Annotated in this window: 19 protein-coding genes; 8 read left to right on the top strand and 11 right to left on the bottom strand. The window is 73.1% G+C overall.

The window, feature by feature from the left end; all coding sequences use genetic code 11:
- Positions 1 to 46 precede the first annotated feature (46 nt).
- A complete protein-coding gene (locus AC07DW_RS15115; protein WP_478858096.1) occupies positions 47 to 850 on the bottom strand; it encodes an ABC transporter ATP-binding protein in 804 nt (267 codons plus the stop codon).
- A gap of 490 nt (positions 851 to 1,340) precedes the next feature.
- Between AC07DW_RS15115 and AC07DW_RS15110 the strand changes: the two genes are divergently transcribed.
- Together AC07DW_RS15110 and AC07DW_RS15105 are read left to right on the top strand one after the other, a co-directional pair.
- Positions 1,341 to 2,291, top strand: coding sequence for an NAD-dependent epimerase/dehydratase family protein (locus AC07DW_RS15110; protein WP_478858095.1), 951 nt, complete (start codon positions 1,341 to 1,343; stop codon positions 2,289 to 2,291).
- Between the two features lie 65 nt (positions 2,292 to 2,356).
- Positions 2,357 to 5,815 carry an aminotransferase class I/II-fold pyridoxal phosphate-dependent enzyme gene (locus tag AC07DW_RS15105; protein ID WP_478858200.1) on the top strand — a complete coding sequence of 1,153 codons (3,459 nt, stop codon included), beginning with the start codon at positions 2,357 to 2,359 and terminating at the stop codon, positions 5,813 to 5,815.
- Here AC07DW_RS15105 and AC07DW_RS15100 read toward each other — a convergent pair.
- The 7 genes from AC07DW_RS15100 to AC07DW_RS15070 form a co-directional block, all read right to left on the bottom strand.
- Entirely contained in the window at positions 5,808 to 6,365 is a 558-nt protein-coding gene (locus AC07DW_RS15100; protein WP_478858094.1) for a toxin, read from the bottom strand. The two genes, AC07DW_RS15105 and AC07DW_RS15100, sit on opposite strands and share 8 nt — an antisense overlap.
- The gene (locus AC07DW_RS15095) at positions 6,362 to 6,802 is read right to left on the bottom strand and encodes a helix-turn-helix domain-containing protein (RefSeq protein ID WP_478858093.1); all 441 of its coding nucleotides are present in this window, start codon (positions 6,800 to 6,802) and stop codon (positions 6,362 to 6,364) included. Before AC07DW_RS15095 ends, AC07DW_RS15100 begins: the two co-directional genes overlap by 4 nt.
- A gap of 432 nt (positions 6,803 to 7,234) precedes the next feature.
- On the bottom strand, positions 7,235 to 8,392 hold the full coding sequence (locus AC07DW_RS15090) for an MAB_1171c family putative transporter (protein ID WP_478858092.1): 1,158 nt from the start codon (positions 8,390 to 8,392) through the stop codon (positions 7,235 to 7,237).
- Between the two features lie 40 nt (positions 8,393 to 8,432).
- On the bottom strand, positions 8,433 to 9,143 hold the full coding sequence (locus AC07DW_RS15085) for a TetR/AcrR family transcriptional regulator (RefSeq protein WP_478858091.1): 711 nt from the start codon (positions 9,141 to 9,143) through the stop codon (positions 8,433 to 8,435).
- Between the two features lie 498 nt (positions 9,144 to 9,641).
- Positions 9,642 to 10,316 (bottom strand): DUF3618 domain-containing protein, encoded by a 675-nt coding sequence (locus AC07DW_RS15080; protein ID WP_478858090.1) that lies wholly within the window; start codon positions 10,314 to 10,316, stop codon positions 9,642 to 9,644.
- Positions 10,292 to 10,732: a phage holin family protein gene (locus AC07DW_RS15075; RefSeq protein WP_478858089.1), complete on the bottom strand. Its 441-nt coding sequence runs from the start codon at positions 10,730 to 10,732 to the stop codon at positions 10,292 to 10,294. The genes AC07DW_RS15080 and AC07DW_RS15075 overlap by 25 nt, the downstream gene beginning before the upstream one ends.
- Positions 10,729 to 11,469 carry a hypothetical protein gene (locus AC07DW_RS15070; RefSeq protein WP_478858088.1) on the bottom strand — a complete coding sequence of 247 codons (741 nt, stop codon included), beginning with the start codon at positions 11,467 to 11,469 and terminating at the stop codon, positions 10,729 to 10,731. The genes AC07DW_RS15075 and AC07DW_RS15070 overlap by 4 nt, the downstream gene beginning before the upstream one ends.
- 281 nt (positions 11,470 to 11,750) lie before the next feature.
- Here AC07DW_RS15070 and AC07DW_RS15065 point away from each other — a divergent pair, with 281 nt between their 5' ends.
- Together AC07DW_RS15065 and AC07DW_RS15060 are read left to right on the top strand one after the other, a co-directional pair.
- Positions 11,751 to 12,239: a DUF2243 domain-containing protein gene (locus AC07DW_RS15065; protein ID WP_478858087.1), complete on the top strand. Its 489-nt coding sequence runs from the start codon at positions 11,751 to 11,753 to the stop codon at positions 12,237 to 12,239.
- Positions 12,236 to 13,066 carry a cytochrome c oxidase assembly protein gene (locus AC07DW_RS15060; RefSeq protein ID WP_478858086.1) on the top strand — a complete coding sequence of 277 codons (831 nt, stop codon included), beginning with the start codon at positions 12,236 to 12,238 and terminating at the stop codon, positions 13,064 to 13,066. Before AC07DW_RS15065 ends, AC07DW_RS15060 begins: the two co-directional genes overlap by 4 nt.
- Positions 13,067 to 13,152: 86 nt before the next feature.
- Here AC07DW_RS15060 and AC07DW_RS15055 read toward each other — a convergent pair whose 3' ends face one another.
- Positions 13,153 to 14,271 (bottom strand): magnesium and cobalt transport protein CorA, encoded by a 1,119-nt coding sequence (locus AC07DW_RS15055; protein WP_478858085.1) that lies wholly within the window; start codon positions 14,269 to 14,271, stop codon positions 13,153 to 13,155.
- Between the two features lie 113 nt (positions 14,272 to 14,384).
- Between AC07DW_RS15055 and AC07DW_RS15050 the strand changes: the two genes are divergently transcribed.
- The gene (locus AC07DW_RS15050) at positions 14,385 to 15,491 is read left to right on the top strand and encodes a winged helix DNA-binding domain-containing protein (protein WP_478858084.1); all 1,107 of its coding nucleotides are present in this window, start codon (positions 14,385 to 14,387) and stop codon (positions 15,489 to 15,491) included.
- Positions 15,492 to 15,613: 122 nt separating this feature from the next.
- On the opposite strand, the gene AC07DW_RS15045 is transcribed toward AC07DW_RS15050, so the two are convergent.
- Positions 15,614 to 16,498 carry a helix-turn-helix transcriptional regulator gene (locus AC07DW_RS15045; RefSeq protein ID WP_478858083.1) on the bottom strand — a complete coding sequence of 295 codons (885 nt, stop codon included), beginning with the start codon at positions 16,496 to 16,498 and terminating at the stop codon, positions 15,614 to 15,616.
- Positions 16,499 to 16,590: 92 nt separating this feature from the next.
- Here AC07DW_RS15045 and AC07DW_RS15040 point away from each other — a divergent pair, with 92 nt between their 5' ends.
- Both AC07DW_RS15040 and AC07DW_RS15035 read left to right on the top strand, forming a co-directional pair.
- Entirely contained in the window at positions 16,591 to 18,267 is a 1,677-nt protein-coding gene (locus AC07DW_RS15040; protein WP_478858082.1) for an AMP-binding protein, read from the top strand.
- A complete protein-coding gene (locus AC07DW_RS15035; RefSeq protein WP_478858081.1) occupies positions 18,264 to 19,868 on the top strand; it encodes an AMP-binding protein in 1,605 nt (534 codons plus the stop codon). The genes AC07DW_RS15040 and AC07DW_RS15035 overlap by 4 nt, the downstream gene beginning before the upstream one ends.
- A gap of 181 nt (positions 19,869 to 20,049) precedes the next feature.
- Here AC07DW_RS15035 and AC07DW_RS15030 read toward each other — a convergent pair whose 3' ends face one another.
- Positions 20,050 to 20,838 carry a hypothetical protein gene (locus AC07DW_RS15030; protein ID WP_478858080.1) on the bottom strand — a complete coding sequence of 263 codons (789 nt, stop codon included), beginning with the start codon at positions 20,836 to 20,838 and terminating at the stop codon, positions 20,050 to 20,052.
- Between the two features lie 196 nt (positions 20,839 to 21,034).
- On the opposite strand from AC07DW_RS15030, the gene gcl reads away from it, so the two are divergent.
- Positions 21,035 to 22,819 carry a glyoxylate carboligase gene (gene gcl / locus AC07DW_RS15025; protein ID WP_478858079.1) on the top strand — a complete coding sequence of 595 codons (1,785 nt, stop codon included), beginning with the start codon at positions 21,035 to 21,037 and terminating at the stop codon, positions 22,817 to 22,819.
- Positions 22,820 to 22,975: the final 156 nt, after the last annotated feature.

Here is a 22,975-nt window from a genome sequence, read left to right as displayed (position 1 = left end):
TCCTTGTTCGCTGGTGGTGCGGGCGGACCGCCGTGGGCCCTCGGGTTCAGGGCGCGGCGGGAGCCTGGGACCGCTGGGGGAAGCAGGCGAGATGACCCGTGGCCGGATCCCGTACGACGTTCACGCGCAGCCCGAAGGCCCGCTCGATGACGTCCGGGGTGAGGACGTCGTCGGCCGTACCCGCGGCGGCGATCCCGCCGTCCGCGACGACCACGACGTCGTCGGCGTAGGCCGCGGCCTGCATCAGGTCGTGCAGGACCACGCCGACGGCGATGTCGTGCTCCCGTGCCAGGCGCCGCACGACGTCGAGCACCTCGAACTGGTGGCGCATGTCGAGGTACGTGGTGGGCTCGTCCAGCAGGAGCACCCCGGCGCGCTGCGCCAGCACCATGGCGAGCCAGGCGCGCTGGCGCTCGCCGCCGGACAGTTCGTCGAGGCGCCGCTCGACGAGGGGAGCCGCGTCCGTGACCTCCAGCGCCCAGTCGATCGCCTCGGTGTCCTCGCCGGTGTGCCGGGCGAGCGCGCCGCGGTGGGCGTACCGGCCGTGCCGTACCAGCTCGCGGACGGTCACCCCGGCGGGGGCCTGCGAGGTCTGCGGCAGGAACGCCAGGCGCTGGGACAGCGTGCGGCGGGCGAACGACCCGAGGGGCGTGCCGTCGACGCGCACCTCTCCCGCGACCGGCGGCAGGAGGCCCGCCACGGTGCGCAACAGGGTGGACTTCCCGCAGCCGTTGGGCCCGACGAGCACGGTGATCGCCCCGGCCCTGAGGGACAGGTCCACCCGCTTCAGCACGGGGCGGCCGCCGTGCCCGACATCGAGGTCCTTCGCCACCAGGCGGACATCGCCCATGGACACCACGTTCCTTCCCCCGTTGCCGGTCCGACCGCGCCACCATACAACTTAGGTAAGGCACACCTTAGGGCTGGGGCGGAGATCGTTCGGCTTGTGACCATGTCGAGATCTTTCGCACTACCCCGCGCCCCCGTCGCACACACTCAAGCCACTTCTGCCGCACGGTGGTTCCGGTGTACCGGACCCCCGGACAGCCGGAACGGCAGGGGGAGGGCGGATGATCGTCAGGGGCCGCCCCTGAACCCGACGGAACAACGGGTTCCCCGCGCCCCTTGCACGGCCCCGGGTACAGCCCGTCGACGCGGCCGGCGAAGCCCACCACGCGGCCCGGCTCGCTGAGGGCGGTACGGCCGCCGCGCTTCCACCGGGCGGCGGTAAGTCCCTTACGGCGAACGGCCGTTAGTCGAAGGCGCCCGTCGGTGCGACCGCAACGCCGGGAGGGGGCGTCCCCGACGTCCGGGGTGCGTGGCCGGGTTAGTGTGCGGGGGTGAACCTTCATGTCGTCATAGGTTTCGGGCCCGCCGGCGCGGCCACCGCGCGGCTGCTGGCAGCACAGGGCCACTCCGTACGCGTCATCACCCGCTCGGGCCGCGGCCCGGAGCCGGGCATCGAGCACCTCGCGCTGGACGCGAGGAACAGCGGACCACTGATCGACGCCGCCGAGGGCGCGTCCGCGATATACAGCTGCGCCGCGCCGCCCTACCACCGCTGGGTGAGCGAATGGCCACCGCTGGCCTCGGCCGTCTTCGAGGCGGCCGAGGCGACCGGGGCCGTTCTCGTCATGCTGGGCAACCTCTACGGCTACGGCCCGGTGGACCGCCCGCTGACCGAGGACCTGCCGCTCGCGGCGACCGGCCCCAAGGGGCGGGTGCGCGCCGGCCTGTGGGAGCAGGCGCGGGCACGGCACGAACAGGGCCGTATCAAGGCGGTCGAGGTAAGGGCCTCGGACTTCTTCGGACCCGGCGTGACCGACGGCGGACACCTGGCCGCCCGGGTCATGCCCCGGCTGCTGCGCGGCAAGCCGGTCACCACCCTCGGGAACCCGGACGCCCCGCACAGCTGGACCTACCTCCCCGACGTCGCCAGGGCACTGGTTGAGGTCGCCGCCGAGGAACGGGCCTGGGGACGCGCCTGGCACGCGCCCACGGCGCCCGCCCTCTCCACCCGGGCCATGGTCGACCGCCTCGCGGCCCGCGCCGGGACCGCGCCGGTCGCGGTCCGCGCGATGCCACCGGCCGTGCTGGGCATCGCGTCCCTCCTGTCCCCGCTGGTACGCGAACTCAAGGAGGTGCGCTACCAGTTCGACCGCCCCTTCGTCGTCGACTCGAGCGCCTACACATCCGCGTTCGCGGTCCGCGCCACCCCCGTCGACGAACAGATCGGCGCGACGGTCGACTGGTGGCGGGAACGACTGGCGGCCACCGGGTCACGGCGATGACGGTGACCGGCGACATCCTCGAGGACACCGGCGCGGCACGGCGTGACGACATCGCGATCGTGGGAATGGCCTGCCGGTTCCCCGGGGCGCGCGACCTGAACCAGTACTGGCGCCTGCTGATGTCCCCGCGCGCCCAGTTCTCCGCCGTCCCGGACTCGCGCTGGCGCAGCGCCGCCTTCCTCAGCGACAACTTCCGCGACCCGTCCTCCGTCTACACGAACACCATGGCGCTGCTGCCGGACGTGGGCCATTTCGACGCGGCGCACTACAACATCCCGCCGCGGCGGGCCGCCGCGATGGACCCGCAGGGCCGGCTGCTCATCGACCTCGCCCGCGAGGCGATCCAGGACGCGGGCTGGGAGGCCGAGGGCTTCGACCGCGAGGAGACCTCGGTGATCACGTCGCTCACCGAGAGCGGCTACCGCGAGATCAGCACCCTGCAGATCCGCATGCGCCAGCTGGCCGGCGGCGAGTTCGGGGCACGGGTGGCCGACCCGCGGTGGCGTGAAACGGCGCGCGCCGTGGACGGACTGCACGGCTCGTCGGCGGCCGGGCTCCTGCTCAACATGGGCCCCAACACCATCAGTTCGGTCTTCGACCTGCACGGCGAGAGCTACGCCCTCGACTCGGCGTGCTCCGGCGGGCTGATGGCCGTGGCCAACGCCGTGTTCGCCCTGCGGGCGGGCCGGTGCCGCATCGCCCTCGCGGGCGGCGCCCAGCTCCAGCTCACCCCGGACCTGCTGGTGGGACTGTGCCGGATCGGCGCCATCTCGCGCAGCGGCAGATGCCTGCCGTTCGGCGCGGAGGCCGACGGGTTCGTCCTCGGGGAGGGCGCCGGAGTGCTGGTCCTGCGACCCCTGTCCGACGCGCTGGCCGCCGGCGACCGGGTGTACGCGGTGATCCGCGGCGTCGGCACGGCCAACGACGGGACCGTGCACGGCGGGATGCACCCCCAGGCCGCCGGTCAGCTGCGCGCCCTGCGCCGCGCCTACCGCGACGCGGGCCTGAGCCCCGGCACGGTGGGCTACCTGGAGGCGCACGGCACCGGGACCACGGTCGGCGACCCCGTCGAGACCGAAGTCCTGCGCGACCTGCGCGAGGAGGCGGACGCGGCGCCGGCCCTCCTCGGGGCGGTGAAGGCGGTGGTCGGGCACTCGCTGAACGCCGCGGGCGTGGCCGGGCTCATCAAGACCGTTCTGGCCGTGCACCGGGGAGTGGTGCCGCCGCAACCGGACTTCGACCTGGCCGACCGCTCCGCGCTCGACGCCGCGCGGCTGACCGTGCCCACCGGGCCGACGCCCTGGCCGGACTCCGGCCTGCCGCGCCGCGCCGGTGTGAGCGCCTTCGGCTTCGGCGGCACCGGTGTCCACCTGGTCGTCGAGGAGCCCGCCCGGGCACCGGCCCGTTCCCCGGTAGCGGACGGCGGGCCGCACCTCCTGCTCCTCAGCGCCCGCGACCGCGCCGGACTGGCCCGGCACGCCCGGGAACTGGCGGAGGCCATCGCCGCGGACCGGCCGCCGGCCGCCCGGGTGGCGGACACCCTCGCCCGCCGCGCCGCCCTCGCCGAACGCCTCGCGCTGGTGGTGGAGGACACCTCCGACGCCGTGACCAAGCTGACGGCGGCGGCCGAGGAGGTGGCGGCCGGCCGCACCGGGGAGCTCGGCCCGGGACGGATGGCCGGCACGGTGCCGCCCGGCGAGCCGCCGGAGGCCGCCGTACCGGAGCCCGGGGCACTGACCGCGGAGGCTCGTACGGCCGCGCTGACCCGCCTCGCGGAGCGCGCGGTCAGCGGTGCGGGGCTCCGCCCCGTGACCGAACGCGTACCCCCGTGCACCCTGCCGCCCAGCCCGCTCGCCCCCCGGCACCACTGGGTGGTGGACGAGTCGGCCCGCGAGGCGGCGGAGGACGCCCCCGTACCGGCCCCGCCGGCGCACGTGCCGCAGCCCGCGCGCGAACGCCCGCCCGCGCACGTACCGGCGCAGCGCGCACCCCGCCCGTCCGGCGCTTCCGTCGTGCTCGGCGAGGTGTCGCGGATCGGTGTCTTCCCCCTCGCCGACCTGGACGAACGGATGGCGCTCGTCGAGGACCTCGGCTTCGACTCCCTGATGCTCCACGAGCTGGAGGCCGGTATCGGCAGGCGCGTACCGGGCTTCCGCACCGAGGAGATGTACGCGCCCGGGCTCACCATCGGGCGGCTGATCGCCCTGGTCGATCCGCACCGCGACGAACCGCCCGCCCCCGCCGCACCGCTCCCGCCACCGGCCCCACCGGCCCTGTCCGCCCCACCGGCAGGGGAGGCCGGGACCGGACGCATCGAGGACTTCCCCGAGGTGCGGCAGTTCGAGGAGCGTCTGGAGGCCGTCACGTCCGGCGGCGCGGCCTACCCGTACTTCCGCGTCCACCAGGGCACCATCCGCGACACGACGGTGGTCGGCGACCGCTCGTACCTCTCCTTCGGCAGCTACAACTACCTGGGGCTCTCCGGCCACCCGGCGGTCAACGAGGCCGCCCACCGGGCGGTGGAGCGGTACGGCACCTCCGTCTCCGCGAGTCGGCCCCTGTCCGGCGAACGGGACCTGACGGTACGCCTGGAGCGGGCGCTCGCCGACTTCCTCGGCGTCGGCGACTGCCTGGCGCTGGTGAGCGGCCACGCCACCAACGTCACCGCGATCGGGCACCTCGTCGGCCCGGACGACCTGGTGCTGCACGACGCGCTCGCGCACGACAGCATCCTCCAGGGCTGCGCGCTGTCCGGCGCGGCGCGGCGCCCGTTCCCGCACAACGACACCGACCGGCTGGAGCACCTGCTTCGGCTCAACCGGTCCCGGTTCCGGCGGGTGCTGATCGCCGTCGAGGGCGCGTACAGCATGGACGGTGACCTGGTCGACCTGCCGGCCGTGATCGCGCTGAAGAAGCGCCACAGTGCCCTGCTGATGGTCGACGAGGCCCACAGCATCGGCACCGTGGGGGAGACCGGCCGGGGCGTGGGGGAGTTCTACGGCGTCGAGCGCTCCGACGTCGACCTGTGGATGGGCACCCTCTCCAAGGCCTTCGCCAGCTGCGGCGGATACCTGGGCGGCTCGGCCCGGATGGTGCGCTGGCTGCGCCACACGCTGCCCGGCTTCGTCTACAGCGTGGGCCTGACCCCGGCGAACGCGGCCGCAGCGCTGGCCGCCACGGACCTGATCCTCGCCGAGCCGCACCGGGTGCGGACGCTGCGGCGCAACGCGGAGCTGTTCCTCGGACTGGCGGCCTCGGCCGGGCTGACGACGGGCTCCAGCGCCGGCACTCCCATCGTGCCGTGCCTCCTCGGCGACTCGGCCAGGACGCTGCGCGTCGCGGACCGGCTGTTCGACCGCGGGGTCATCGCCGACCCGATCCTGCATCCGGCGGTGGAGGAGGGGCTCTCGCGGCTGCGGTTCTTCGTCACCAGCGACCACCGCGAGGACGACATCCGACGGACCGTCTCCGTGCTGGCCGAGGAGGTGGCGTCCACCGCGCAAGGAGCGGGCCACGTCAGATGAGGGTGCGTTCTATCCGGCTGAGCGTGGCGCTCTTGCCCGCCTCCGGCGGGGCCGGGGCGTGCCGTCCCTCGGTGCTGCCGACCCGCTGGGAGAGCAGGTAGGCGATGATCTCCGCCTCCTGCTCCTGGACGTCGTCGTAGGTCGCGCGCAGGAGCATGTCGCGTACGAGGTCGGGGTCGAGGTCGGGGAAGAGGAGGCGGGCACTCGCCTCGTCCAGCCAGCCGGCCCCGCGATGGCAGCAGATGATGTGACCCAGCTCGTGCAAGATGATGTGCTCCTGATGCGCGCTGGTCGTGTTGGCGTCGTAGAAGATCAGGTCCTCGTCGCGTGCGGCCACCCACATGCCGCACGGGTGCGACGCGGGCATCTGCATCGGGACCAGCGTGATCGGGCGGCCCCGGACCTCGCTCAGGTGACGGCACAGCTCGGCCACGTCGGCGACGCGCGGCAGGTCCAGGTCGGCGATCCGCTGCGCGCCGGCCTTCCGGAGCCTCTTGAGGCGGTTGCGGCGGTCCTGGTCGGCCGACCGCCCCTTCCTGCCGCCCCTCACTCGTGGTCCGCGGGGTCGGTGACGGGCGGGAGGCCCTGCATCTGCCGGTACTGGTCCATGATGGCCGTGATGGCCTGGAGGTTCTCCTTCTTCATCCCGGCGGCCCGCATCGCCACCGAGCGGACCCCGGCCTGGCGCAGCGCCTCGATCGCGGCGACCTGGCTCAGGACGGACTCGGCGACGTCGTCGTCGAAGAAGTAGGCGACCGACACCCCGAAGAAGCGCGCCAGGGCGGCCAGCAGGTCGGGTGAGGGGTTGCAGCGCTTGCCGGTCCGCAACTGCGACAGGTACACACCGCCGACTCTGAGGTCGGGGTTGGCCTGCTTCAGCTCCTCGGCCACCTCGGCGTTGGTCCAGTGCCTGCCCTTGGGACGAACCGTCTTGAAGAGGTTGTCCAGACGCACTGCCAGCACGGGCCGGTCATCAGTCCCGGACATTCGCGATCTCCCTCCCGTCACCTCCTCGGCATTAGCCCTTGGCTAATCGTCAGTTTCGCAGATTAGCCGCCAGTTGACAATTGAGCGCGTCTCAGACAACGTTGGAGCTCGCCGATAGCTGGCAGCTAACTTGGTTCACGGGGGTGGCCGAGTCGGATGCCGGTGATCTCGGCTGGTCCGGCCCTCGGGGGATGGGTCGGGCCAGGACCGGGCGGGCACCCGCCCGTCCGGTCCCGCCGGCCATGTGCGAGGGGGAGACCCGCGGGTGGAGTGGAACGACGGGGGCGCCCACGGGGACGGGGGAGGCCCGCCCGGTCCGACGGGGGACGTCGGGACCGGGCGGGGTGCGTCACCGCCGTGGGGACGTGTACGAGTCACGCACGAGGACGCCGGCCGGGCGCCGTGGCCCCGGGCCCTGGGGGCCGAGGACCGTCAACTCCCGCTCCTGGCCAGCCTGCGGTAGGCGGAGGCGACCTTGGTCAGCCAGTCGACCTCCGCGGTGAAGTTGTCCGTGTCGCGGTCCTCGAAGTCGCCCGCGTCGGCGTTGTCCGCGGGAATGGTGCCGACCCGCTTGGCGTGCAGCGCCTGCCGGATCTGCGCCGCCTCGGTGTACGCCTGACGGCACTCCTCGCCGCCCCCCGGATCCGCCCCGGCGGGGTTGGCGGCCGTGCGGTCGATGTACGGGCGCAGGTCGCGCCAGCCGTCGCGTATCTCCACCACCCGGCGGTGCAGGCGGTAGTCGAGGTCCGACACCGAGGCGCCGGGCGGCTCCAGGACGATGTCGGGCGAGGACTCGTACAGGTCCCGCCACAGCGGATAGAGGGCCCGGTACGCACGGTACCTGCGCGCCCAGTCGACCATGCCGATGACCGACGCCCACCAGGAGGACATGGTGAGGCTGAGGGAGAGCATGACGATGCCCAGGGCGCTGAAGACGGACGCGGCGACCTTCCACACACCGATGTCGACCCCGGCCGCGGCGGTGAGGATGTTGACCGTCCGCGCCGCGCAGTACAGGAAGAGGACGACCGCGGCGACCGAGAGCAGGCGCAGGGCCTGCCGCAGCGAGGCGTTGTCGGTCATGCGCGCGTACGGCCCGCACTGACGGAAGATGGTGACGCACGGAACCGCCTGCGAGACGATGAACAGCAGGAGGTACGTGAGGATCAACGGCCGGCCGCTGCCGGTGTCGAAGTCCGACGCAGGCCGGTTCGGACCGTCGGCGACGAAGAAGAGCGCCGCCAGCACCACGTCCAGGACGACGCCGGTGACCAGCCATTGGCGGGACTTCCGCGCGGCCTCCTCCTCGGGCGTCGCCCAGCGCAACAGGATGATCTGCGCGCTGACGCAGAAGGCGACGGCCGCCAGATGCATCACCAGGATGGCGAGGTTCCCGACACCCAGGAAGCTCCCGCCGCCCATGGCGACGGCCCCCATCGTGAAGGTGAGGCACTGGAACAGCAGCGTGACGACGAGGGCGCGGTAGGCGTTCTCCCGCCAACTGCGCCGCACTTGGCACAGCCGGTAGAACAGCGCGGCGTACGAGGAGAGCGCCGCGATGACGAAGCAGAGGGTTCTGGTGGTGTTCAACGGCCTGGTTCCCTGCGGGTGACCCGCACGCGGCGGACGGTCAGTCGGTCGTCTCGCCGGCGGGGACCTCGAGCCCGATGCTCTCGGCCGCCACGGCGATGGCGTAGTCGAAGAACGCGGACTCGTCCCGGACGCTGTCGTGGGTGCGGCTGAAGACCTGGAACACCAGCAGCCCGATCAAGTTGCTCCACAGGACGATGCCGCGCTCGATGATGTCCGAGAACGGCGCCTCCGGCACGCCGCCGAACAGCTCCACCGCCTCCGGCAGCAGCAGCGGCGGGCCCGGCACCGCCCGCCGCGGCGGGGCGAGTTCACCGGCCTCCAGTGCGGACCGCACGATGCCGGCCAGCACGGCGGGGGTGCGCGAGGCGGGCGGGACCGTGTCCTGCGGGGCGTGGTACCCGGGAACGGGGGAGCCGTAGATCAGCGTGAACTCGGCGGTGTTGTCGAAGGACCACCGCCGCAGGGCGCGCGTGACCGCGAGGAGCCGCGCTCCCGCCGACGCGCCGGTGTCCCTGGCGGCCTGGTCGGCCCGCTCCATCGCGGCGCCCGACTCGTTGTAGGCGTCGATGACCAGGGCGGTCAACAGGGCGTCCCGGTGGGGGAAGAGGGCCTCGACATCGGCGACGGGCACGCCGCTGTCACGGGCGACCGCGTCCAGGGAAACCCCCGCGGCGCCCTCCTTCGCCAGCAGTTGGCGTGCGGTGGACTTGAAGTTCTCGTCGGCGGAGCCGATTCCGGATGCGTCCATGGTCGAACCGTACCTGTCGGCTACGACAGCACAGGTGTTCAGCGGCCGGAGCGCCCGGGCCATGCGCGTGATCCGGCCACCCGCTCACGGACGCCACGGACGGTACCGACGCCACGACGCCGTGCACGCCGCGACGCGATGCACGGTACCGGCGCCGCGACGCGACGCACGCCATGGACCGGGGCCCGAAGGGTGGTGGGCGGCCGGGAAAAGGCGGCGGGGCCGGTCGCGGTGCCTGCCGACCACCGGGACCGGCCCCGCCGGTGCCAAACCGCCCGCCGCCGGGTCCGCCGAGCCCGTGGGTACGGTCCGGCCCCGGCTCCCGCGTGGGAGCCGGGACCATGCCCTCGGCGGGCCGGCGGCCCCGGGCCGGTCACCCCGTGCCGGTCACCCCGGGCCGGTCACCCCGTGCCGGTCCCGGTGCCGCTGCTGGTTCGGTTCGGTCCGCTTCGTTCGGTCGGTCCCGGTCCGGTTCGGCGCGCGCACCCGCCGCGCGGGTCAGCGACCCGTCTGGTCGCGTACCTCGGCGACGGTGTCCTGACCGGTGCGGCGCAGCCCCTCGGCGGTGTCCTGGCCGGACGTCCGGGCCTGTTCCTTGGTGGTGTCCACCGCGTCCTGCGCCGTGGACTTCACGGACTCGACCGCCTGCGCGGCCGGTTCCCGCAGCTCCTCCTTGACCTCCTGCGCGGCCTGCATCGCCTGCTGCTTCACGGGCTCCAGCAGTTCGTCGGAGTGCTCCCGGATCCGCTGCCCGGCCCGCTCCTCGGCGCTGGTGGTCGGCAGCAGCGCGGCGGTGAGCATACCGGCGCCGAAGGCGATGAGGCCGGCGGCCAGCGGGCTGCCCTGCGTCTGCCGCTTCACCCGGGCCGGCGCCTGCTGAAGGGCCTCGCCCGCCTGGCTGGTGGTCTCCTGTACCGTCCGTGCCGCGCTGCCCGCCGTGTCACCGGCGCTGCCGGCGATCCCGTGCGCGGACTGCGCCAGTCCCTCGGCGGCGTCCCGCGTCGTGCCCATCACGCGCTCCTTCATTCCGGTGATCCGGTCGCGGGCCGAGCCCGCCTTGCGCCGTACGACCCTGCCGGGCGTCACCTTGTCCGCGAGGAGATCGACGTTGCGGGCGAGATGAGCGCGGCGGTATTCCACGTCGCTCCTCAGCTCTTCGGGTGTCGCGCCCATCGGGCGTCCTCCTTCAAGGTCTCCATGGTCTGTTCGGGCTTGAGGTTGACGGTGCGCAGCCGCTTGCGGCCGGTCGTGTAGAGCACCGCGCCGACGACGGCCCACACGGCCGTGACGATGAGAGCCGCCCAGGCGATGTCCATCACGTTGCCGAGCGCGAAGATCACCGTGAAGCTGCCGAGCAGCAGCACCAGATGTCCGGCGTACCCGGCTCCGCCCAGCATGCCCATGGCCTTGCCGGCCTTGGTGGTCTCTTCCTTGATCTCCGCCTTGGCGAGCTCGATCTCGTCACGGACCAACTGGGAGAGGTCCGTGCTGATGTCGCTGATCAGGTCGCCGATGGAGGTGTCCTGCGCGGCGGCGGGCGACGGGGTGGGGTAGGGGACCCCGTCGCGCTCGGGTACGCGTGTCGTCACCGGTAGCCCCCTTCTCCCGGCGGGGGAGTGGTCGGGTACGAGGGCGGCGGCGGTGCCACCACGGGCGGCGTGGGCGGCGGTGACGTGGGAGGTGCGACCGGTGGTGCCGGGGGCAGCCCCGTCGGTGCCTCCACACCGGTGCCCGCCCCGGCGCCGAGCCCGGCCGACGGCGTCGAGTAGCGCGGCCCGCCCTCCTGCTGCCCGGTCCCCGCCGGGGACGAGGCTTCGGACGTACCCGCCGCGCTGACGCCCTTGCCGGCGCGCGCGATGACGAACCCGGCGAGTGCCGCGCCCGCGAGGAACACGCCGGGCCGGCGCCGGGCGAAGTCCTGGAGGTCGCCGACGAGACCGTCAGGACCCCGCTGTTCCAGCCGGTCGGCCACCTGGCGGCCGCCGTCGGATATCTGCCGCACCACGCCGCCGACGCTCGAGTCCGGCTTGCCGTTCTCGCTCATCTCCCGCAGCTCGTCGGAGAGCCGGCGGACGTTGTCCGCCAGTCGCTGCGTCTGGCTCTGCGCCTGGTCGCGCAGCTGACCCCGCAGCTCTCCCACGAGGTCACGTGCCTGTGCCGTGGCCTCATGAGTCACACCTGCCACCTGCTCCTTGGCGGTGCCGGCAACCTCGGCGGCCTTGTCGCCGACCATCCCCGCGCTTTCGGCCGCCTTTTCCTGCGCTGTGCGCGCCACCGCGCCGGGCGTGCTCTGATCGCGGCGCCCTGGCTCCTCGAAGCCGCTCATGAATCCTCCAGAGATGGAAGGGAGTGCTCGTCTGCCGCTTCCGCGTACCCGCATTCAGGTCGGGCATTTACGTGAATTCCGGAAACCGTCGAGCTCGGGCGATTCCGGCCGAGAAAGCCGCTCCTCCCGCCTGGACCGCCAATCGCGCCATCCGGCGGATCCGCCGGGCGCGGGCGTACCCGCCACGCGCGTCGGCGGGCCGCGCCACGCCCCAGCCTCGATCATGACCTGCCGGGTACCCGCTTCCCGGGCGTGTTCCCCCCTCGGAAAGGCAGGATCGGATGAGCCGGTCGGCACCTGGCCCGGACCCTCTCGAAAAGCTCTCCCGACCGCGCAGGTCACTGCTAATGAGCGCGGTCATCGGGGCGGCCGTCATGGCGGCCGCCGACGAGATCGTCTTCCACCAGATCCTCGGTTGGCACCACTTCTACGACCGCTCGACGACCGCCGTCGGCCTGCTGTCCGACGGGCTGCTGCACACCGCGGAGCTGCTGGCCCTGGTCGCCGGGTTCTTCCTGTACGCGGACCTCCGCCGGAGGGACGCCCTGGCTCCCGCCCATGCCCGGGCCGGCTTCTTCCTGGGCCTCGGGGCCTTCCAGCTGTTCGACGGGATCGTGGACCACAAGCTGCTGCGCCTGCACCAGATCCGCTACGGCGTCGACGTCACGCCCTACGACTGGGCGTGGAACGCGTCGGGCCTGCTGCTGCTCCTCGTCGGCCTCGTCCTGGCCGTCCGGGCACCCCGGCACACCCCGGGTCCGGCCGCGTGACACCGGCCCACGTCCACCCCGGCCCGGCCGACGCGCCCGCCGCCCTCGCCGGGCCGGTGACCGCCACCGTCGCCGTGCTCGTGGCCGGCGCGTACCTGATGGCCGCGGCCCGGCTGCGCCGCCGGGGCGATGCCTGGCCCGCGTACCGGGACGTGTCCTTCGCCTGCGGTGGCGCCGCGCTGGCATGGGCGGCGGTGGGCGGCCCGGTGGGCGGACCGTTCACCACCCACATGGCTCAGCACCTGGTCGTCGGCATGGCGGCGCCCCTGCTGCTCGTCCTCGCCCGCCCCCTGTGCCTGGTCCTGCGCGCCACCCCGGCCGGCTCCGTACGCCGGGGGCTGACGGCGGTGCTGCGGTCACGGCCCGCCGGGTGGCCGGCCGTCCCGCCCGTGGCGGCGCTGCTGGACCTCGGCGGCCTGTGGCTGCTGTACCGCACCGGCCTGTTCGCCGCCACCCGGGAGCACGCCATGGCCCACCTGGCCGTGCACGCGCACGTGCTGCTCGCCGGGCTGCTGTTCACGCTCTCCGTATGCCAGACCGAACCGGTCCGCCACCGCTGGAGCCTCCCCCTGCGCGGTGGCACGCTGCTCGCCGCCGGTACCGCCCACGCCGTCCTGGCCAAGACCCTCTACGCGGCCCCGCCCCCCGGCACCTCTTACGCCACGGCGGACCTGCGCGCCGGGGCGCAGCTCATGTACTACGGCGGCGACCTGATCGAACTCGCCCTCGCGCTGGTCCTGGCCGCCCAGTGGTACGCCAGGACGGGCCGTGCCCACACCCGCCACCTCGCGCGTACGCCGGCTACGACGGCCACGCCGAGCCGGTGACGGGGGCCGCGCGGCCGGCCCGCGCGAGAGGGAGCCGGCGGTGCCACCGCGTACCCCTCCACCCGGCACTCCCGCCACTCGGCGGGCTACAGCCAGTCCCGTCGCTTGAAGATCACGTACAGGCTGCTGCACACCACCGCCATCAGCAGGATCGCGAAGGGGTAGCCGTACACCCAGTGCAGCTCCGGCATGTGGTCGAAGTTCATGCCGTAGATCGTGCCGACCAGCGTCGGGGCGAAGAGGATGGCGGCCCACGACGAGATCTTCTTGATCTCCTCGTTCTGTTCGAAGCCCGCCTCCGCCAGCGCCCGCATCTCCGCGTTCTGCTGCTGGGTGACCAGCGTCGCGTTGACCGTGAGGATCTCGGTCAAAGCCTGGCGGAAGCCGTCGACGCGTTCGCTGGTGTGGGTGACGTGGTCGGCGACGTCCCGCAGATGGCGCTGGAGTTCCTCGTCCGTGCCGTACTTGGCGAAGCCGGCCATCAGGTTGTGGAGCATGCCGACCAGGGGGCGGGTGGCGCGCTGGAACTCGACCATCTCGCGGGAGAGTTCGTAGATGCGGCGGGACACCTCCGGGTCGCCCCGGAAGACCTCCGTCTCGATCTCGTCGATGTCGTTCTGGACGCCCTCCACCACCGGGGCGTAGCCGTCGACGACCGCGTCCAGGATCGCGTACAGCACCGCTTCCGGGCCCAGCGCCAGAAGTTCCGGGGTCTCCTCCATGCGGCGGCGGACGGCGGAGAGGTCGGGGGCGGCGCCGTGCCGGACCGTGATGAGGAAGTCCGGGCCGAGGAAGACGTGGAGTTCGCCGAAGTCGACCTCCTCCTGCGCGTCGAGGTACCGGGCGGCGCGCAGGACGACGAAGAGCGTGTCGCCGTACCGCTCCAGTTTGGGGCGCTGGTGGGCCTCCATGGCGTCCTCGACGGCCAGCTCGTGGAGGTCGAACTCGGCGGCCAGTGACAGCAGTTCCGCCTCCGAGGGGCGGTGCAGCCCTATCCAGGCCATGCCGTCCGGCTCGTCACGCAGCTGGCGGAACGTCTCGGCCAGGGAGCTGGGGGAGGAGACCTCGCGCCCGTCCCGGTACAGGGATGCCTGCACCACGCTGCCCCGGTCGGGCGACGCGGCGGGCGGGTCGGCGGGTACGTGGGCGGGCTCGGGTGCCGTGGAGCGGCGCCGCCAGTTCGGCTTCTTCGAAGGCAGGGTCATCGGGGTCTCACCTCCCGGGTCGAACCATATACGTCCCGGTTTGCGGAGGCAGGACCGGGCCGTGACGATGTTGAGGACGGTACCTGTCCTCAAGGGTGCGTAGCGTGCGGAGCATGGTCTCCCGGAACACGCCCGTGCTCTGCGCCCGCGCCCTCAACCGCGCCACCCTGGCACGGCAGCTCCTGCTGCGTCGTACCCCCATGACGGCGAAGCAGGCCGTCGCCCACCTCTTCGGAATCCAGGCCCAGAACACCGCACCGCCCTACTACGCCCTCGCCGCCCGCCTCGCGGACTTCCGTCCCGAGCGGCTGTCCGCGCCGATGGAGGCGCGTGAGGTCGCGCGCATCGTCACCCTGCGGTCCACCCTCCACACGCACACCGCCGACGACGTCCTCGCGCTGCGCCCGTTCGTCCAGGCGGCGTGCGACCGGGAGCTCGGGGTGTTCCGCAAGGGACTGGTGGGCGTGGACCTCGACAGGCTCGGGGCGATCAGCCGCGACCTGGTGGAGGAGCGGCCCCGTACGCCGAGGGAGATCCGCGAGGCGCTGCTGAAGGAGTGGCCGGACGCCGATCCGCTCGGGCTGACCGTCGCCGCCCGGTGCCTGCTGCCGCTGGTGCAGGTCACCCCGCGCGGCCTGTGGGGGCGCAGCGGCCAGGTGGCCCTGACCACCGCCGACGCGTGGCTCGGCGGGTCTGCCCAGCCGGTCGCCCCGGACGAGGCCGTCCTGCGCTACCTCGCCGCCTTCGGCCCCGCCTCCGTCAAGGACATGCAGACCTGGTCGGGCCTGACGCGGCTGCGCCCCGCCTTCGAACGGCTGAGGCCCCGGCTGACGGCCTTCCAGGACGAGTACGGCGCCGAACTCTTCGACCTGCCCGACGCGCCCCGCCCCGACCCGGACACGCCCGCACCGCCGCGCCTCCTGCCCGAGTTCGACAACCTGCTGCTCTCGCACGCCGACCGTCGGCGCGTCGTACCGCAGGAGTACAAGGACCGCACCTGGAAGGGCAACCAGGCGTACCGCACCTTCCTCGTCGACGGGTTCCTCGCCGGCGTCTGGCGGCCGGAGGAGACGGCGAAGGACCGGGTGACGGTGACGCTCCAGCCGTTCGGGACGCTCACGCGGGAGCAGCGCGCCGCCCTCGCGGAGGAGGCGGAACGGACGATGGCGGTGCTGCACCCGGAGAGGGCGGGCGACGTGCGGTTCGGGACGGTCCGGTAGGAGGCCGTCGCCCTCGGTACGCCGCGAACGGGCCGAGGCCCCTCGAGCGGGTGACCCCCCGCCACGACAGCGCCCGGGCCCCCGGGTTCCGCGAAGCCCGGGCCGCCACCGCCTCCCGCCGGTCACGGCAACACCCCCGCCCGCCGGGCCGCCACCACCGCCTCCAGCCGCGTGTGGGCGCCCAGCTTCCGCATCGCGGACCGCAAGTAGCCCTTGACCGTCTCGGGCCGCAGCCCCAGCCGCTCCGCCGCTCCCGCGTTCGTCGCGCCCGCCGCCACCGCCGCCAGCACGTCCACCTCCCGGGGCGCGAGGGGCGTAAGCGGCGCGACGGGCGCACAGGGCCCACGGCGCGCGAGAGGCGAGCGTGCCGTCGCCCCCGAGCCGGGCGACGGCGCCCGCGAGCCGGCCAGCCGCTCGCACACCGCCAGCAGCTCCGCGCGCAGCTCCGGGTCCACGATCCGCGGCGCCAGCGCCCGCAGCTCGCCGTGCGCCGCACGGACCACCTCCCAGCGCGCCGGGTCACCCGGCGGGCGTTCCGTCCCGGTGGCGGCGAGCCGCTGCGCCTCGTCCCGCACCGCCAGCGCCTGCTCCACGTCGCGCGCCGCCGCCACCGCCGCGTCGAGGACCCGCTCCCCGAGCGGCAGCGGCTCGCGCAGCGCGCCGTACAGCACCCCCCGTACCCGCCGCCGGACGACCACCGGTACGGCGAGCACCGACCGCAGCCCCTCGGCCGCCACCGGTCCGTCGTACTCGTGGCTGATGTGCCGCGCCGACGCGTAGTCGGTCACCGCGCACGGCCGGGCCAGCGCCATCGCCCTGCCGCCGAGCCCGTTGCCCGCCCCGATCGCGAGTCCGCTCAGGGCGGTCGACAGCGCGCCGTTCACCTCGGCGATCCGCATCCGGCGGCCGTCGCCCAGCAGCCCGCCGAACGCGATGGGCAGCCCGGTCGTGCGGCGCAGGCGCAGCAGCGCCGCGCGTATCTCCACAGCATCCGCGTGCTCGGCCACGTGCACCGCTCCTTCACCCCCGTTCGGGGGTAGTGAGACCTGGGTCACCGATTACACGATGTCGGCGACGGGTCAGGCAATGAGGAGGACGCATGGCGGAGAGCGGCGCGACACGGGAGTTCCGGGAGGCGCGGGACTTCCTGCTGCGGCACCGGCAGGACTACGAGGCGGCGTACGCCGGCTTCACCTGGCCCCGGCCCGCCCGGTTCAACTGGGCGCTGGACTGGTTCGACGTCATCGCCGAGGGCAACGACCGCACCGCGCTGCACATCGTCGAGGAGGACGGCACCGAGACACGCGTCAGCTTCGCCGAGATGCGCGGCCGCTCCGACCGGGTCGCCGGCCGACTGCGCCGGCTGGGCGTCCGGGCCGGGGACCGGATCCTGGTGATGCTCGGCAACCAGGCCGAGCTGTGGGAGACCGCGCTCGCGGCGATGAAGCTGCGGGCGGTCGTCATCCCCGCCACGCCGCTGCTGGGCCGCGCCGACCTCGCCGACCGCGTCGAGCGCGGCAGGGCGCGGCATGTGATCGTACGGGCCGAGGACACCGGCAAGTTCGACGCCGTACCCGGTGACTACACGCCGATCGCCGTCGGGGCGCGCGTCCCGCGGTGGATCGCCTACGAGGACGCGGACGAGACCCCCGCGCCCTTCGTCCCCGACGGCGACACCGCCGCCGACGACCCCCTCATGCTGTACTTCACCTCCGGCACGACGGCCCGCCCCAAGCTCGTCGAGCACACCCACACCTCGTACCCCATCGGCCACTTGTCGACGATGTACTGGATCGGGTTGAAGCCCGGTGACGTGCACCTCAACATCTCGTCGCCCGGCTGGGCGAAGCACGCCTGGTCCAACCTGTTCGCGCCCTGGAACGCCGAGGCGACCGTCTTCATCCACAACTACACGCGCTTCGACGCCGCCCGCCTGATGGCCGAGATGGACCGGCACGGCGTCACGAGCTTCTGCGCGCCGCCCACCGTGTGGCGCATGCTGATCCAGGCCGACCTGTCCGCGCTGCGCACCCCGCCCCGTGAGGTCGTCGCCGCCGGCGAGCCGCTGAACCCCGAGGTCATCGAGACGGTCCGCCGCGAGTGGGGCGTGACCATCCGGGACGGCTTCGGGCAGACGGAGACGGCCGTCCAGGTCTCCAACAGCCCGGGACAGTTGCTGAAGGCCGGTTCCATGGGGCGGCCGAGCCCCGGGTTCCGCATCGAACTGCTGGACCCGGTGACGGGGAAGCCGGGCGCGGAGGAGGGCGAGATCGCCGTCGACCTGTCGGCCGCCCCGGTGGGCGTGATGGCCGGCTACCACGGTGACCCGGAGCGTACGGCCGAGGCGATGGCCGGCGGCTACTACCGCACGGGCGACATCGGCTCGCGCGACGCCGACGGGTACGTGACGTACGTGGGCCGCGGCGACGACGTGTTCAAGGCGTCCGACTACAAGATCTCGCCGTTCGAGCTGGAGAGCGCGCTGCTGGAGCACGAGGCGGTGGCCGAGGCGGCGGTGGTCCCGGCGCCCGACCCGGTGCGGCTCGCGGTGCCGAAGGCGTACGTCGTCCTCGCCGACGGCTGGGAGCCGGGCCCGGAGACGGCGAAGGCGCTGTTCGCGCACTCCCGCGCGGTTCTCGCGCCGTACAAGCGCATCCGCCGCATCGAGTTCGCCGAGCTGCCCAAGACCGTGTCGGGGAAGATCCGCCGGATCGAGCTGCGCGAGCGTACGGCGGCGGGCTCGGCGGCCGAGTACGCCGAGGGGGACCTCGCGTGAGCGCCGGACCGTCCTACGCGCACGGCACGAGTGACACGCCTCTGCTCGGTGACACGATCGGGGCGAACCTGGCGCGGGCGGTGGAGCGGTTCCCCGGCCGGGAGGCGCTGGTGGACGTCCCCTCGGGGCGGCGCTGGACGTACGCCGAGTTCGGCGCGGCCGTCGACCGGCTGGCCCGGGCGCTCATGGCGGCCGGTGTCGGCAGGGGCGACCGGGTCGGGATCTGGGCGGTGAACTGCCCGGAGTGGGTGCTCACGCAGTACGCCACCGCCCGGATCGGCGCGATCATGGTGAACATCAACCCGGCGTACCGGGCGCACGAGCTGGCGTACGTGCTGAACCAGGCGGGGGTGTCCCTGCTGATCGCGTCCCTCGCCCACAAGACGAGCGACTACCGGGACCTGGTGGGCCGGGTGCGCGGCGACTGCCCACGGCTGCGGGCGGTGCACTACATCGGCGACCCGTCGTGGGACGGGCTGCTGGCCGGCACGGTCCCGGACGGCGAACTCGCCGCGCGGGAGGCGGAGCTGTCGTGCGACGACCCCATCAACATCCAGTACACCTCCGGCACCACCGGTTTCCCCAAGGGCGCCACCCTCACCCACCACAACATCCTCAACAACGGGTTCTTCGTGGGGGAGATGATCGGCTGCACCGAGCGGGACCGGATCTGCCTGCCGGTGCCCTTCTACCACTGTTTCGGCATGGTCATGGGGAACCTGGCCGCCACCTCCCACGGGGCGTGCGTGGTGATCCCGGCCCCCTCCTTCGAGCCCGCCGCCACCCTGCGCGCCGTCGAACGCGAGCGGTGCACCGCGCTGTACGGCGTGCCCACGATGTTCATCGCCGAGCTGAACCTGCCGGACTTCCCCTCCTACGACCTGTCCTCGCTGCGCACCGGCATCATGGCGGGCTCGCCCTGCCCGGTGGAGGTGATGAAGCGGGTCGTGGCCGAGATGCACATGGCGGAGGTGTCCATCTGCTACGGCATGACGGAGACCTCCCCGGTCTCCACCCAGACCCGGCGCGACGACGACCTGGAACGACGCACCGGCACGGTCGGGCGGGTCATGTCGCACGTCGAGGTGAAGGTCGTCGACCCGGCCACCGGTGCGACCCTGCCGCGCGGCGAGGCGGGCGAGCTGCGCACGCGCGGCTACAGCGTGATGCTCGGCTACTGGGACGAGCCGGAGAGGACCGCCGAGGCGATCGACGCGGGCCGCTGGATGCACACGGGTGACCTCGCGGTGATGCGGGAGGACGGGTACGTCCGGATCGTCGGCCGGATCAAGGACATGATCATCAGGGGCGGTGAGAACGTCTACCCGCGCGAGATCGAGGAGTTCCTCCACGCCCACCCCAAGATCGCCGACGTGCAGGTCGTCGGAATCCCGGACGAGCGGTACGGGGAGGAGATCCTCGCCTGCGTGATCCCCCGCGACCCGGCCGACCCGCCGACCCTCGACGACATCACGGCCTTCTGCCGCGAACGGCTGGCGCACTACAAGGTCCCGCGCCGGCTGGAGGTCCTCGACGCCTTCCCGATGACGGTCAGCGGCAAGGTACGGAAGGTGGAGCTCCGCCGCGCCTACGGCGGCTAGCGCAGCGCCGCCCGGGGCCTTTGCCGCCGGGTGGGCGTGACCCCCGGGGCGGGCCGGTGCGCGGCCGTACGAGGCCTCCCGGCGCGCCTGCCGGGCCACCGGCCGGGCCGCCCGGCGCGCCACGCCGTCCGGGGCGCGGCCGCCCCCGCGTGCGGGACCCGGGACGGCCGGGACCGGGGGGTCAGGCGCCTCGGGCGACGAGTTCGTCGGCGGCGCCGTTGACCGGCTGCGGGGTGCCGGTGAGGTCCATGACGAACAGCGGCAGCCGCAGCCGGTCGGCGCGGGCGCGGGCCCGGTCTTCGTACCCCGCCAGGGAGAACGACACGCTCGTCGCCGACGCGGCCAGGCCGGTCAGCCACAGGCACTCGACGGCGCGCAGGGACGTGGGCCGGGTGGTCGGGTCGACCTGGGCGACCAGGCCGGGGCCGCGCAGGTCGACCCCCGACCCGGAATCGGCGCCCGAGTGGTTCTCGGGCTGGACGACGTCACGGAAGCCGAGCCACCGGAGGTACAGCGCGGCGGTGGTGACCGCGTCCCGCGCGGTGCGGATGGTCACCGGCCGGAAGGAGGGGCGGGGTACGGCGGCGGTGCGGGGCAGCGGTATGTGCGCGGGGACCGTCGACAACCCGGTGGTGGAGGCCGTGCCTCCGGGCGGCGGCCCCTGGGGATCGTTTCCGGCCGCGGGGGAGGGCTGCTGCGGTACGGCGGTCACCGGCCGTACCGGGACGCGCAGCACCGTGCCGCACGGACAGCCCAGCTCCGGCTGCGGCCACTGGTCCTGGCGCCCGCACTCCGCGCACCGCACGGTGACCCACTCGTCGGTCCAGGTGCGGTGGGTGATCGGCTCGGCGGGGGCGCCCCTGAGCAGCGGCGGGACGACGGGGGCGCCGCAGGGGCACGGGTAGACGGGCGGCGCGTAGCCGTGGGTCCGGCGGCAGGCCGGGCAGCGTACCGGGACGTTCTCTCCCACGTATGACCCCCTTCGTCCGTGACCCATCGTCCACCAACGGCGACGTGTTGGGGAGGGAGTTCGGCCATCCCTTGACGGCGTCTCTCCCACACCCTAGATTGCTTCCGTATAGCAGAACTAAACTTCCGCATTACGGAATCGATGCTCTCAGGTGGCGCGACAGAGCCGAATCCGCTGGCCGAAGCAGGAGCACCCAATGCCTCGTATGACCGCCGCCCGAGCGGCAGTGGAGATCCTCAAGCGCGAAGGCGTCACCAACGCGTTCGGTGTGCCGGGCGCGGCGATCAACCCCTTCTACAAGGCCCTCAAGGAGGGCGGCGGGATCGACCACACCCTCGCCCGCCACGTCGAGGGCGCCTCGCACATGGCCGAGGGCTACACCCGCACCAGCCCGGGCAACATCGGCGTCTGCATCGGTACGTCCGGCCCCGCCGGCACCGACATGATCACCGGCCTGTACTCGGCCATCGGTGACTCGATCCCGATCCTGTGCATCACCGGTCAGGCCCCGACCTCCGTGATCCACAAGGAGGACTTCCAGGCCGTCGACATCGCGTCGATCGCCAAGCCGGTCACCAAGGCCGCGACGACCGTCCTGGAAGCCGCCCAGGTCCCCGGCGTCTTCCAGCAGGCCTTCCACCTGATGCGCTCCGGCCGCCCCGGCCCGGTCCTCATCGACCTGCCGATCGACGTCCAGCTCACCGAGATCGAGTTCGACCCCGAGACGTACGAGCCGCTCCCGGTCTACAAGCCGGCCGCGACCCGCGCGCAGATCGAGAAGGCGATCTCCTTCCTCCTGGAGTCGGAGCGCCCGGTCATCGTCGCCGGCGGCGGCATCATCAGCGCCGACGCCTCCGACCTGCTGGTCGAGTTCGCCGAGATCACCGACACCCCGGTCATCCCGACCCTCATGGGCTGGGGCGCCCTGCCCGACGACCACGGCCTCAACGCCGGCATGGTCGGCGTCCAGACCTCGCACCGCTACGGCAACGCGAACTTCCTGGAGTCGGACTTCGTCCTCGGCATCGGCAACCGCTGGGCCAACCGCCACACCGGTTACAAGCTCGACGTCTACACCAAGGGCCGGAAGTTCGTCCACGTCGACATCGAGCCCACCCAGATCGGCAAGATCTTCGCCCCGGACTACGGCATCGCGTCGGACGCCAAGGCCGCCCTGAAGCTCTTCGTCGAGGTCGCCAAGGAGCTGAAGGCGGCCGGCGAGCTGCCCGACCGCTCGGAGTGGGTCGCCTCCACCCAGGAGCGCAAGACCACCCTCCAGCGCCGTACGCACTTCGACAACGTGCCGCTGAAGCCGCAGCGCGTGTACGAGGAGATGAACAAGGCCTTCGGTCCGGAGACGCGCTACGTCACCACCATCGGCCTCTCCCAGATCGCCGGCGCGCAGATGCTGCACGTCTACAAGCCGCGCCACTGGATCAACTGCGGCCAGGCCGGTCCGCTCGGCTGGACCATTCCGGCCGCCCTCGGTGTCGCCACGGCCGACCCGGAGGCCCAGGTCGTCGCGCTGTCGGGCGACTACGACTTCCAGTTCATGATCGAGGAACTGGCGGTCGGCGCGCAGCACCGCATCCCGTACGTCCACGTCCTGGTGAACAACGCCTACTTGGGCCTGATCCGCCAGGCGCAGATCAACCTGGACATCAACTTCCACGTCAACCTGGAGTTCGAGAACCAGAACTCGCCGGAGCTGGGCGTCTACGGCGTGGACCACGTCAAGGTCGCCGAGGGCCTGGGCTGCAAGGCCATCCGGGTCACCGAGCCGGACCAGCTGCTGCCGGCTTTCGAGGAGGCCAAGAAGCTGGCCGCCGAGTACCGCGTCCCGGTCGTCGTCGAGGCGATCCTGGAGCGGGTCACCAACATCTCGATGAGCAAGACCATGGACATCAGCGACATCTCCGAGTTCGAGGAGCTCGCCACCGAGCCGGGCCACGCCCCCACGGCGATCCGCCCGCTCGTCTGACCCACACCGGGTCCGGCGGCCGCCCGCCCGACGAGTGACCGCCCGCCCGGCGAACTGCGTCCGCCCGGCGAGTGGCCGTCCACCCGGCGAGCTGCCGTCCGGCGCGTGACGCCGACACGGCCCCCGTCCCCGCAGCCGAAGCCGCGAGGACGGGGG

Source organism: Streptomyces sp. NPDC045701, assembly GCF_056432045.1.
The sequence above is the reverse complement of the archived record's forward strand: the minus strand, read 5'-3'. Positions and strand labels throughout refer to the sequence as shown.